Origin of the sequence: Pseudomonas sp. JH-2 (assembly GCF_036231725.1) — a bacterium.
GTDB classification, from domain to species: domain Bacteria; phylum Pseudomonadota; class Gammaproteobacteria; order Pseudomonadales; family Pseudomonadaceae; genus Pseudomonas; species Pseudomonas delhiensis.
Map to the genome: position 1 here is coordinate 21,095 of NZ_JAZAQP010000062.1, position 12,313 is coordinate 33,407.

Genomic DNA, 12,313 nt, shown 5'->3' on the forward strand with positions numbered 1-12,313 from the left:
AAATGCTTTTACGTTCTTGTAAATCTGCAAGCGCGGATACTAGCTGCTGAGCTGGCGTAGAAAAAGCCGATAACTGACAGAGGGCCCTCAATCGTCTCCTGACGCACCCTCTGGCTGGTTGAACAGCAGCCCATGCTTGCGCAACTTGTCGTGTAGGGTCTTGCGCGGCACGCCCAGCGTCTCGGCCAGGCTGCGCAGCGAGCTGTGCTGGTTGGCCATCTCGGCGGCGATCAAGGCGCGTTCGAAGGCCTCTACCTGTTCGTTCAGCGAGCCGCCGACTGATTGGGCGGGGGCGTTGGTCTGGTATTCGTCCAGGCCAAGCTCCAGCCCCAGGGCGAAGCGTTCGGCGACGTTCTGCAACTCACGCACATTGCCCGGCCAACTGTGTCCCAGCAGTTGCGCGCGTTGCGCGGGGGAAAGGGTGCGGGCCGCAATGCCGTGGCGCTGCGCGGCACCCTCGGCGAAGTGCTGGAACAGCAGCAGGATGTCCTCGCCGCGCTCGCGCAGGGGCGGAATGCGCAGGCTGGCGACGTTCAGGCGGTAATAGAGGTCGGCGCGGAAGCGGCCGTCGTCGGCGGCCAGGCGCAGGTCCTCCTTGGTCGCGGCGATGATGCGGATGTCCAGCGGAATCAACTGGTTCGAACCCAGGCGTTCGACCACACGTTCCTGCAACAGGCGCAGCAGCTTGACCTGTACGTCCAGGCTCATGCTCTCGATCTCGTCGAGGAACAGGGTGCCGCCGTTGGCGAACTCGAACTTGCCGATGCGGCGCTTCTGCGCACCGGTGAACGCGCCCTGCTCATGGCCGAACAGCTCGCTTTCCACCACCGACTCGGCCAGGGCGCCGGCGTTGATGGCGACGAAGGGGCCGTTGCGCCGGCCGGAAAGGTCGTGCAGGGCGCGGGCGACCACCTCCTTGCCGGAGCCGGTCTCGCCGAGGATCAGCACGTCGGCCTGCAGTCCGGCGAGGGCCGCCACCTGCTCCTGCAGGCGCTGCATGCCGGCCGACTGGCCGACCAGGCGCCCCTTCAGTTCCTTGCGCTCGGCCAGGGCCATGCGCAGGCTGCGGTTCTCCAGCACCAGGCGGCGCACCTCCAGGGCGCGACGCACGCTGTCGAGCAGGGCGTCGCTGGGGAAGGGCTTCTCGAGGAAGTCGTAGGCGCCGGCGCGCATGGCCTTGACCGCCAGGGGCACGTCGCCGTGCCCGGTGATCAGGATCACCGGCAGCTCCGGGTCCTGGGCGTGCAACTGCTCCAGCAACTGCAGGCCGTCGATGCCAGGCATGCGGATATCGCTCACCACCACGCCCGGCCAGTCGCGCGCGAGGCTGGCGTCCAGATCCCTGGCATCGCCCAGGCTGGTGGCATGGAAGCCGGCGAGATCGAGGGTCTGGCCCAGCGCCTGGCGCAGGTGCGGATCATCGTCGATCAGCAGGACCTGGGTATCGGCTGCGAATGCGGCGCTGCTCATGCGCGGGTTTCCTCCTGGGGCGTCGGCATCACGCCGGGGATGCCCGGCAACAGGTGCAATTGTACGAGAGCGCCGCCCTCGGGGTGATTGCCCAGTTCCAGGCGGCCGCCGAGGGCGCGCAGCAGAGTGTCGCAGATGGCCAGGCCGAGGCCGAGCCCCTTGGCGCTGGTCTTGGTGGTGAAGAAGGGTTCGCGGGCGTGGGCCAGGGCCTCCTCGGAGAAACCCGGGCCGTTGTCGCGCAGGTACAGGACGATGCCGTCCGGCTTCTGCTCGGCCGTGAGCCAGAGGCGCCGTGGCGGGGCCTTCTCGCTGAGGGCATCGAGCGCGTTGGAGAGCAGGTTGGCGAGGATCTGCCGCAGGCGCGTTTCCCCTGCCTGCACCCAGATTGGCGCATCGGGCAGGTCGCGTTGCAGCTCGACGTTCATCGCCTGGCGCCGGCTGGCCACCAGGGCCAGGGCGTCGTTGATCGCGGGCTGCAGGGCGACGTTTTCCGGCGCGCGACGGGCGCCTCGGGCGTAGGCCTTGAGGTGGGCGATGATCGAGGCCATGCGCTCGGTCAGCGAGCTGATCTGCTCCAGGTTGCCGCGGGCGTCGTCGAGGCGTTGGTGGTCCAGCAGCACTTTGGCGTTGTCGGCGTAGCTGCGGATGGCGGCGAGCGGCTGGTTGAGCTCGTGACTGATGCTTGCCGACATGGTGCCCAGGGCCGTCAGCTTGCCGGCCTGTACCACTTCGTCCTGGGCATGCATCAGCTCGCGCTGGGCCTGCTCGCGGTCATGCACCTCTTGCTGCAGTCGGGCATTGGCGCCTTCCAGCTCCTGGGTACGTTCCAGCACGCGCATTTCCAGCTGGCGCTTGGCCTGGGCCTCCAGGGCGATGCGTTCCAGGTAATGGCGGCGGCTGATGCTCAGCAGGGCGAGCAGCAGCAGCAGGGTCATGAGGGTCGCGCCGCCTATCAGCAGCACGCTGCGTACCGGGCGGTCGATCTGCGTCTTTGGTGTGTAGATGCTCACTGTCCAGCCGGTTTCCGACAGCTCGCGGCTGAGGCTGATCCAGCGTTTCTCGTCGATTTGCAGAGGCTTGGGGTCGAGCACCGGATAGGGGATGTTCTCGGCGATCTCGCGCCGCTTGGCCGGCGACAGCGGACGGCTGGCATGGAAGCGCCAGGTGCTGTTGGAGGAAAGGATGACCACGCCATTGCTGTCGGTGACCAGCAACTGCTCCGGCGTGTTGCCCCAGAGCTGTTCCATGTGCTCCAGATCCAGCTTGACCACCAGGACGCCCAGCAATCTATCGCCTTCGCGAACGTCACTGGCGAAGTAGTAGCCACGCCGGTTGGAGGTGGTGCCCAGGCCGAAGAAGCGCGCCGGCTTGCCCTGGATCGCCTCCTTGTAGTAGGGGCGGAAGGAGAAATTGCGGCCGACGAAGCTGTCTGGCTGGTCCCAGTTGGAGGCGGCCTGGGTCAGGCCGTCGGGGCGCATCAGATAGATGACATCGGCGCCGGTGCGCTGGCAGATATCCGCCAGGCGGGCGTTGGCAGCATCCCGGGTTTCCAGGTCTTCGGTTTGCCGCAGGGTGGCTCGCAGCGCTGGCAGCTCGCTGAGGATAGGCGGCAGGTCCTCGTAGCGGCGCAGCGTGCCGAGCAGGTTGCCGACGTAGAGATCGAGGGTCTGCTGGTTCTGCTCTGCGAGTTGTTCACTGTAGTAGCGCTCGGCGAAGTGGTGAAGCAACCACAGCAATGGCCACAGCAGGATCAGGAACGCCAGGACATAGCGCCATTGGGCCGGAGGCAGAAGCCGCGTCGAGCGTGCCACTTGCCGCTGACTCAGGGGGACAGGGGGAGGCGGCTGCTTGCCAGCGCCAATTCCAGCAGGCGGGAGAGCGACTCCTCGACAGGCAACTCGTGGGTGTTGAGTACCAGCTCTGGTGCTTCCGGGGGTTCGTAGGGAGATGAAATACCCGTGAATTCCTGGATGTCGCCGTTGCGCGCCTTGAGGTACAGGCCTTTGGGGTCGCGCGATTCGCAGACGGCCAGGGGCGTGCTCACATGGACTTCCTGGAAGCTGTGCTCGCCGATGATCTGCTGGGCCATGGCGCGGTCTTCCCGATAAGGCGAGATGAAAGCGGTAATCACGATCAGCCCCGCATCGTTCATCAGGCGGGCCACTTCGGCAATGCGCCGGATGTTCTCGGCGCGGTCGGCAGGCGTGAAGCCCAGGTTGCGATTCAGCCCGTGACGGACGTTATCGCCATCCAGCACGTAGCAGAGCCGGCCCTGTTCGATCAAGGCGTGCTCCAGGGCGAAGGCCAGCGTCGACTTGCCTGCCCCGCTCAGTCCGGTGAGCCAGAGAGTGCAGGGGCGCTGGCCGAGCAGGTGCTGGCGTCGTTGTGGTGATATGATGCCTTGTTGCCAAACGATGTTTGCCTTGCTGAATGACACCATTGTTCACTCTCTCCGCAGGTCCTTCGGTTTTTCGTTATTGTTCTGGTGGCGCCGACTGGAGCGCGTCGGAGGGATTCTCCGCTATCAATGAGCCCTCAGGTAGTCGGTGATGGTCAGGGTCCGATTGCGCGAGCTACCCCAGGCATCGAAGTTCCTCAGGCGCTTGATCAGCGGCAGGTTATCCCAGTTGCTCGTGCTGGCAAGTTCCACCATTGGCCAGGCGATATCCTGCGGTTGCAGACGAAGTCGCAGGCGTTCCTGTAGTGGATAGAAGAACTTGGCGAACGATTCGATGCCACTGCAGACGGCACTGGATACACCCTGCAGGTCGTCGCAGGCATCGCGACCGGCATCGCTGCGAATGCTTACCGGCGTACCGGGAACCAGCCCGATGACGGAGTCATGCGGCGCGGAGAAGAACAATTCGACCGCAACGCGATTGGCATAGAGGCGCGAAAGGACGTCCGGTGCAGTGTTCGTTCCATCGAACAGGGCCCGCATGCTTTGCTGACCATCGCGCCGACGACGCTCCGGCGTATCCGCCAGGCAGAAATAGTAGCCATGGGTTTCCAGCGGTAGCAGCGGGCGTACGGCTTGCTCGAACGCTTCCTGGGTAGTGCCGCTCCAGCCGACATCCACAAGGGCTACGCGCTGACCTGCCTTCAGGCCGATTTGCTGCAGGTAACTGAACAGCGCCCGTCGATTCGTCTGGCATACCTTGAGGATTTCCCATCGATAGGCATACAGGAAGCTCGTCAAGGTTTGCTGCAGTGCAGGGGAAATGACGGTTTCACTGCCCAGGCCGAGGTCGTTCATCACCTCTGCCGCCGGCGCGGTTACGCCAATGCGTTCGAGCAGTTCGCAGGGTGCGAGTCCATCGCTGCCGGACAGCAGGAAGGGCAGGTGGTGAGTGAAGTTCTGCTCGGTGATGGCTGCGAGGGTGAAGGCTATCCGCGAGCCATAGAAGTAATCGTTGCGTGGCAGCGCCAACTCCGGGCGCAGCCGCGCAACGCGCTCTAGGGCGAACCCGTCGCGTGACAGGAACAGGATGTGATCGATCCGGTCACGGCGTGCCTGCTCGCTGATCCACTGGAGGAAGCCGACGGTTGCCGGGCCACCATACAGGAAGCCCAGTTCTTCATAGCTGTTCGCGTCGATGGCCCGACCCTGGGTGTGCAGCAGGCCATGACCGATCGAAGTTCCCAGGGAGAGACCTTTCTCCTTGGGTTTGCTGCGCAGTGGTTGGTAGTGATAGGCCATCAGGCCCTTTTCCTGCGGTCGGGTCACGTCGCCCAACAGACTGTCGCCAATGTGCAGGATGCGGTTGGCCGGGAGGTTGAAATGCCGTATGACGTGGTCGAACAGCTCGCCACTGTCGCGTTTGGTGGCATTGCAGTCGGCCGAAATGAACAGCGGCACTGACTCCAGGCCATAGGGGCGCAGGGCGTCGAGGAAGAAGTCCGCCGAGAAGTACATGTCGGAAGTGATCGCGACGGCTTTGCCGGCAGCCACCAGGCGCTGGAGCAGCGGGAACAGGTCCGGGTTGGGTTCGATCAGTTCCAGTTCCAGTTCGTATTCCGCTCGCATTATCGCCTGGGCCTGGTCGCCCTCGAAGCAGGCGTAAATGTCCTGCAGGGTGATTTCCTTGCGGCTTGCGGCGAGCATGTTGCGGAATGCGCCTGCCTGGGCTGCCTGCCGGCGGCTGCGGAAGTCCGGCATGGCGTGTCGTTGAGCCAGGATCTCGAAGGCATCCTCGGGGTCCAGCAGGGGCCGTACGAACAGGGTGTCGAAGAAATCGAAGGATACCGCTCCGGCCTGTTCGACCAAGTGCTCGAGTTCGCTCAGATCATAGGGTGGCTGGGCTTCTGCGGAGGAGGACAGCATCAGATTGGCATGCATCAGGCCGGCACCTCGAAATTGAGCCCGCTGGGATGCAGATTCGGATTATGGAAGGGGTCGTACTGGAAATACTGCGGATGCTTCTGATAGAGCCGGGCCAGTTCGTTCTGCAGGCGTGCCAGTTTCGCCGGATCGATCTGGTCCAGACCGCGGCTGACGGATTCGTGGTGGACCAGCGTGACGGCCTGGCAGACCACATTGAAGTAGCCGTGCTCGATGCCGCGGAAGCACAGTTCGATATCGTTGTAGGCCACGGGGAACGACTCGTCGAAACCGCCGAGGGTGTCGAACTTGCTGCGTTCCATCATCAGGCAGGCACCGGTGACCGCCATCCAGTTGTATTCGAGCAGGTTGCGCATGAAATAGGCTGGTGCCTCGCTGTCATGATGCAGGAAGGCATGCACCGGACCATTGGCCAGGTTCAGAACCCCGGCGTGCTGTATGCCCTTGTTATCCGGATATAGCAGCTTCGCACCCACGGCTGCGACATGGGGCAATTGCGCATATCCACCCATGCGCTCGAGCCAGTCCGGGCAGAGCACCTCGGTGTCGTCGTTGAGGAACAGCAGGAGGTCCCCACGGGCGTACCGAACGCCCAGGTTGTTCAGCTCGGAGAAGTTGAAGGGCGCGTCGTGGCGGATGACCTGGGTACCCTCCTGCTGTTTCTGGCTTTCCAGGTAGGCCAGCGTCTCGGGTTGCACCGAGCCGTTATCCAGAAGAATGATCTCGTGGTTGGCGTAGGTCGTCTGGCTGCGGATCGAGTCCAGGCAGCGGCGCAGCACTTCGGCATTGTCGCGGCTGGGAATGATGATCGAGATCCGCGGCGTTCCCTGCAGGTGATAGTTGACCCGGAAGTAGCCGGGCACCTGGGTGACGGGCTCCACGTCGCCGGCCAAGCCGCGGCGGCGCAGGGCATCCAGGCGTACCTGGCGCGAGGCTTCGAGGACGTAGGGTTTGGCGGCGATGTCCGAAGCCACCGACGCGGGGATGATCCGCCAGTGGTACAGCACCTTCGGAATGTGGCTGATCCGCCGGGTATGTTCGGCGACCCGCAGCACGAAGTCCCAGTCCTGGCAGCCATCGAACTGGCTGCGCAGCAAGCCGGTCTTTTCCAACAGGCTCTTTCGCACGCAGGAGGCATGGCAGGTGAACATGGTGCTCATCATCGTGTCCGGCGACCAGTCCGGCTTGAAGTGCGGCTGGGTATAGCTGCCATCCTCGGCCAGCTTGTCCTCGTCACTGTAGATGAAGTCGGGTGCGTCGCGTTCGATGCACAGCGCCATTTCGTAGAGGCAGTCGGCGGTCAGTTCGTCGTCGTGGTCGAGGAACACGATGAAATCGCCGTCGGACGCCTCGATGGCCGCGTTGGTGGCGCCGGAGATGCCCTGGTTCTTTTCCAGGCGCAGTACCTTGATGCGCGGATCGTCGATGCTTGCGAGAGCGGCCTGGATATCTTCGGCAGGGCTCTTGTCATCCGCCAGGATCAGTTGCCAGTGGGGATACCACTGGTCGCGCACAGAGGCCAACAGCTTGTCCAGCAGGTCCAGCGGGGTGTTGTAGACCGGGACTACGATCGAGAAGTACGGTTGGCTGCCGATTGCTGCGATACGAGCCTCGAGATCATCTGGACGGGCGGGGGGGACATAACAGTAGCCACCGCTCCTGGCTAACTGGTAATGGCCTGCCGAGTCCCTGCCCAAGACTGCAGGAATGACTTTCAGCGGAGAGGCGGGCGGCAGTGGCTGTTGCATCTGCAGCCGGCGATGCTGGCGCGCGCGCGCGATGACTCCGCGTAGACCCTCTCGACGCAGCACCTGGAGACCGCGCTCCAGCAGCTTGCGCCAACCGTGTTGGCGGGCCAGGTGTCGTGCCGCTCGCGCGGCGTTCAGTGCCCTGCGGGACAAGCGCCCGGCCAGACGGAGCGGGCGGGTGAGGCGCCAACTAGTCGAATTGCGGATTTCGTTGATGCTTTGGTTCAGCGCGTGGGTCAGGTGGTCTTTCTCGACCAAGCGCTGTTGCAACGCTTCAGCATGCTGCCTGCTGTCGTGCAAAGCATTCTGCAACTCCTGGCTTTGCTGTTTACGCTCCTGGTTCGACTGCTGAATAAGTTGGCAGGCACGTGCCTCGCTCAGCAATTCGATATCCAGCTGAACCCTAAGCTGTCCTTGTTCCGGTATCGCTGGCAATATTACTTGTGGATCGTTATCGCTGGCGCGAAGCAATGTACTGTTGCTCAGGACATCAGTTATGCCTATATGAGTGGCCTGCTGCGAATCAACAGAGTATCTCCACAGCTCCTGGCTCTGAGCATCATGCACTACCAGGTCATGGAGAATGAGCCAATGCGGTTGATCAATAGGATCGCAGCGAAGCCTGGAGATTTGGCCGAGAGATCTGTTCAGTTCGAACTCTACTTCCTGTCGCCCGGCCTGGAGTTCCTTGTGCAAGGACTTCGCTTCGGAGAACTCCCCATTCTCGGTGAAGTAAAGAGTGGCGTTCGCTCTTTTCTTCAATGGCGCTGGAGATAATGGAGCGTCAGGCTGCCAGTTCATCAGCTGGCCTTTGTCGAGGCCTGTGATGGTTTGCTGGATATCTGCTTCCTGAGCAATGTAGCGTTCAAGATCAGCCGAGTTCACGGGGAGTTCAGCTGCGGCCATGACATGCTCTATGAAGGCCTTTCTGGATACCTCAGGGTCATCTTCTGGAGGATAGATGCTACCCGCCTGATGAAGCATGAGCAGCAGACCGCGGAATATGACGTAGCCAAGCTCGATATCGTGAGCAACGGACCACTCCTTGTCGAATAACTGCATACCATCACTGGTACAAATGACGTTCTGCGGTATGGCATCGAAGAGTTCGCCGGGAAGTAGACTGCGGCTTGTCAGTGGCGACGGGTGATCGGCAGATCCGAATGCGAGGGCGGCAAGCAGACGCGCATGGACCTTGATCAATTCCGCGAGTTCGTTGATGCGCCAGCCCGGCGTGGTCAGGCATTTCAGGAAGGCCAGAGAGAGAACCTGGCCCTTGCTGTAGTCGGCGTTTGGCTGCAGGTTCAGGTTAACTGTGTCGGCGGCAGCTACTTCCGATGACAGTCGACGGCATATGACGTCGACTTTCCCCGGTGCTGGTTCTTCGAAGCGCGTTTCTTTGCAGAATGGCCGTGCGCGTTCAGTACTGTAGTGGTAGGCCAGAACTTGTTCTGGAACACTTGCTGTCGTGTCTCTTGAGGCAACCACGATGAATGAGTTGGCCAGGTCCAGAGAAAGCCTGTTCTCGAAAATGACTGGCCAGGTATTACCGAGCTTGAAATGGGTTTCGCGGGGCAACTGCGGGTCGTTCTGGACACTTTGCCAGGCGAGTGCCGCAGCGTCGAAGTCCCTCGAACTGCAACCCTTCGCTGTCACGACCGATTTGGGAAGCTTGTAGTCGGGAAAGGCCGCGAGGAGTTCGACGCTGTTGAACCCGGACTTGCGAACCAGTGCTTCCAGCGCATGGCGGCCATAGGTTTGCGGTTGACCTTGCTGGTAGCGCCCTTCGATTCCGTACATCGCCTGCCCTAGATGGTCCTCCGGGGCTCCAGCGAAGTACTTCAGACCCAACTGGTTCTCGATGGCGATGAAGAGATGACCATCGGGCTTCAGCAGTTCCCTGACTCTTTCGAGCATATTCAGCGCCGGATGCTCGCCATCGCTGAACATGTTCGCGTATTCGAGAACACCGATCAGCGTGATGGCGTCGAAGCGCTCATCGGTACGGAAATCGTCGAAGCGCTCCGTCAGAACGGTGACGTTCTCGAGGTCACGCGTACGGCTGGCGGCAATGGCGGCGCGGCGGGGGCTGCCCTCCAGGGACAGGATCTGGCCGCCGGACTCACCAAGGTAACGGCTGATGGCGCCGCAACCTGCGCCTATCTCCAGCACCTTGCCTTGCAGCAGGTGCTCGAAGGGGCGGAGAACATTGGCGCGTTGGGAACTGAGGTGGTAGAGCGTTTGCCAGTCCTGGCACTGTCGGCGTAGTTCGCTGGACAGTACTGAAAGATCGGATGCCCCGCTAATGATGCGTCCCAGGCGATTTTCAGCGAAATCACCATCGCTATAGGCTATTCCCGAATATTCAGGGCGGGCCCAGTATCTCTGGGCTTTGACAAAAATGTAGCCTTGGCTTTCAAGTTGGAACATCAACGGTTACCTGATCAATTTCCATGGTGAGCCCCAGGTCCACCAGACCGGAAATAGTATCGGTCGGAGCTACCACCAGATGAATGGAGTCGTAGCGACGATCATGCGGCACTATGTCCTGGCCTTGGCGTGATGCCACGCCTAGCGATAGGAAGTAGTCTCCGCATGCCAGTCGATTCTCGAACTCAAGACGCGCAGTTACCACGCTGCCTTGTTGCCCGGAGGACTGGAAAGCGGCGCATTCAAGCAGATAGGAATTACTGCCGGACAACGTCACACCTTCTTTGGTCTTGACGTTGAAGCCCAGTATGGGGTTGACCACCAGTTGGTTGAAGCGGATTGCTACATCCAGCGTGATCCTGCTGCCGGAGGTGGCACTGTGAGAAAATTCCAGGCCATTGGCTCGCAGGTTGAAGTCCAGAATAGTTGCAGCTCCATCTCCCCAGCGATATTCGTTCGGATTGTAGTGCGCACGGGTTGAATAAAGATCCTCCTCCCGGCTGAGAAGAGATGCGCTCAATCGCTTGGAGGAAGACGGGGTAGCGGGCTCGTTTACCTGTGTGTCCTCGCGCTTTTCTCGCCCGAACAGCAGGTCCATGTAGCGATTCATCACCGGCCGCGGTTCGCCGATCATCCGTACCCGGTGCGAATCCAGGAGAATGGCGCGCGAGCAGTGGGTGACCACCTGTTCGCTGGAGTGGGTGACCAGCAGGATGCTGGTGCCGTTCTCCTTCAGCTGGCGCAGGCGCTCGAAGCATTTGGCCTGGAAGCGTGCGTCCCCGACGGCCAGCGCCTCGTCCACGATCATGATGTCCGGGTCGACTTGCGCCTGCACCGCAAAGGCCAGGCGCAGCGCCATGCCGCTGGAGTAGTTCTTCACCGGCTGGTCGATGAAGTCGCCGATGTCGGCGAAGGCCAGGATGCTGTCGAAGCGCTGGTCCACTTCCTGGCGGCTCAGCCCGAGGACCGAGGCGTTCAGGTAGACGTTCTCGCGCCCGCTGAATTCGGGGTTGAAGCCCGAGCCCAGCTCCAGCAGCGCGGCGATGCGGCCATGGGTTTCGACCTCGCCGCTGGTCGGCATCAGGGTGCCGCAAATGATCTGCAGCAGGGTCGACTTGCCGGAGCCGTTACGGCCGACGATGCCCACGGTTTCGCCACGGGCAATTTCGAAGTCGATGTCCTTCAGCGCCCAGAACTCCCGGCCATAGTGGGGCGCGGGGCGGCCCAGCAAGCGGTACAGGCGTGGCATGAACGCCTGTTTCAGGCGGTCATGGGGCTTGTCGTATGTCGTGAAGCACTTGCTGATACCGCGGACGCGGATCGCCACATCGTCAGAGGACATCCGCGAAACCTCGACGTGTCTTCTGGAACCAGGCATAGCCGAGCCAGGCGGTCAGGCTGGATGCCAGCATGTAGAGCGCCAGGCCTCGCCAGGCCGGCAGGCGGCCCCAGATCAGCACATCCCGGGCCTGCTCGATGATGAAGGTCAGCGGGTTGGCCATCATCAATGGGCGCAGGTTTTCCGGCAGCGCGGTGACCGGGAAGAACACCGGGGACAGGAACAGCATGATGGTGGTGAGGATTCCGATTGTCTGGCCCACGTCGCGCAGGTAGACGCCAAGGGAGGCGAGAAGCCAGGCCAGGCCCAGGGTGAAGATCATCAGTGGCAGCAGGACCAGCGGCAGGAATACCGATGTCCACTGCAGGGTGCCGGTAATCAGCAGTTTGGCGCCCAGCAGTACGACGACGCTCACCAAGCTGTGGAAGAGCGCCGCAGCCAGGCTGACCACCGGCAGGATCTCCAGCGGGAAGACCACTTTCTTCACGTAGTTGACGTTGCCGAGAATCAGCGTCGGCGCCCGGTTCAGCACTTCGGCGAAGAGGCCGTGCACAATCATCCCCGCGAACAGGATGACGGCGAACTGGCCGCGGCTTTCATCTTCGCTGCCGCCCCAGCGGGCCTTGAATACCACCGAGAACACGAAGGTATACACCGCCAGCATGAACAGCGGATTGAGGAAGGACCACAGCAGCCCCATGACCGAGCCCTTGTAGCGACCCACCACTTCGCGGCGGGTCATTTGCACGATCAATTGTCCATGGGCCCACAGGCTGCGCAGTAGAGACGGCAGGGAGACAGGGGCCGCAGCATGGGGGTTCATGCGTAGCACTCGGCCTCTGAGAACGACTTGCCGACCTGGTCCTTGGCCGAGAGCTGCGGAGCGACGCCATCGAGACGCTCGAGCATCCAGTCCACGCCCACCTCGGCATCGTTCCAGGCCAGGCAGCGCTCATGCTGCGGCGCGTAATAATCGGTGGTCTT

Annotated in this window: 8 protein-coding genes; all 8 read right to left on the minus strand. The window is 62.1% G+C overall.

What is annotated here, in order from left to right; translation table 11 throughout:
- Positions 1-87: 87 nt before the first annotated feature.
- Positions 88-1,470 (minus strand): sigma-54-dependent transcriptional regulator, encoded by a 1,383-nt coding sequence (locus VV867_RS27825; protein WP_328568127.1) that lies wholly within the window; start codon positions 1,468-1,470, stop codon positions 88-90.
- Positions 1,467-3,260 carry a sensor histidine kinase gene (locus VV867_RS27830; protein WP_442965057.1) on the minus strand — a complete coding sequence of 598 codons (1,794 nt, stop codon included), beginning with the start codon at positions 3,258-3,260 and terminating at the stop codon, positions 1,467-1,469. Before VV867_RS27830 ends, VV867_RS27825 begins: the two co-directional genes overlap by 4 nt.
- Before the next feature lie 32 nt (positions 3,261-3,292).
- The gene (cysC, locus tag VV867_RS27835; protein ID WP_328568128.1) at positions 3,293-3,910 is read right to left on the minus strand and encodes an adenylyl-sulfate kinase; all 618 of its coding nucleotides are present in this window, start codon (positions 3,908-3,910) and stop codon (positions 3,293-3,295) included.
- A gap of 84 nt (positions 3,911-3,994) precedes the next feature.
- On the minus strand, positions 3,995-5,809 hold the full coding sequence (locus VV867_RS27840; protein WP_328568129.1) for a haloacid dehalogenase: 1,815 nt from the start codon (positions 5,807-5,809) through the stop codon (positions 3,995-3,997).
- Positions 5,809-9,990 (minus strand): glycosyltransferase, encoded by a 4,182-nt coding sequence (locus tag VV867_RS27845; RefSeq protein WP_328568130.1) that lies wholly within the window; start codon positions 9,988-9,990, stop codon positions 5,809-5,811. The genes VV867_RS27840 and VV867_RS27845 overlap by 1 nt, the downstream gene beginning before the upstream one ends.
- Complete coding sequence (locus tag VV867_RS27850) at positions 9,977-11,332, minus strand: ABC transporter ATP-binding protein (RefSeq protein ID WP_328568131.1); 1,356 nt, start codon at positions 11,330-11,332, stop codon at positions 9,977-9,979. The genes VV867_RS27845 and VV867_RS27850 overlap by 14 nt, the downstream gene beginning before the upstream one ends.
- Positions 11,322-12,152, minus strand: coding sequence for an ABC transporter permease (locus VV867_RS27855; protein WP_328568132.1), 831 nt, complete (start codon positions 12,150-12,152; stop codon positions 11,322-11,324). Before VV867_RS27855 ends, VV867_RS27850 begins: the two co-directional genes overlap by 11 nt.
- Positions 12,149-12,313: dTDP-4-dehydrorhamnose 3,5-epimerase family protein (locus tag VV867_RS27860; RefSeq protein WP_328568134.1), on the minus strand; the 165-nt coding region annotated here is incomplete at its 5' end. The genes VV867_RS27860 and VV867_RS27855, both read right to left, overlap by 4 nt.

Coding starts and splice junctions, on each gene's coding strand:
- VV867_RS27825 (WP_328568127.1), bottom strand. CDS start 1,470: ATGAGCAGCGCCGCATTCGCAGCCGATACCCAGGTCCTGCTGATCGAC.
- cysC (WP_328568128.1), bottom strand. CDS start 3,910: ATGGTGTCATTCAGCAAGGCAAACATCGTTTGGCAACAAGGCATCATA.
- VV867_RS27840 (WP_328568129.1), bottom strand. CDS start 5,809: ATGCATGCCAATCTGATGCTGTCCTCCTCCGCAGAAGCCCAGCCACCC.
- VV867_RS27845 (WP_328568130.1), bottom strand. CDS start 9,990: ATGTTCCAACTTGAAAGCCAAGGCTACATTTTTGTCAAAGCCCAGAGA.
- VV867_RS27850 (WP_328568131.1), bottom strand. CDS start 11,332: ATGTCCTCTGACGATGTGGCGATCCGCGTCCGCGGTATCAGCAAGTGC.
- VV867_RS27855 (WP_328568132.1), bottom strand. CDS start 12,152: ATGAACCCCCATGCTGCGGCCCCTGTCTCCCTGCCGTCTCTACTGCGC.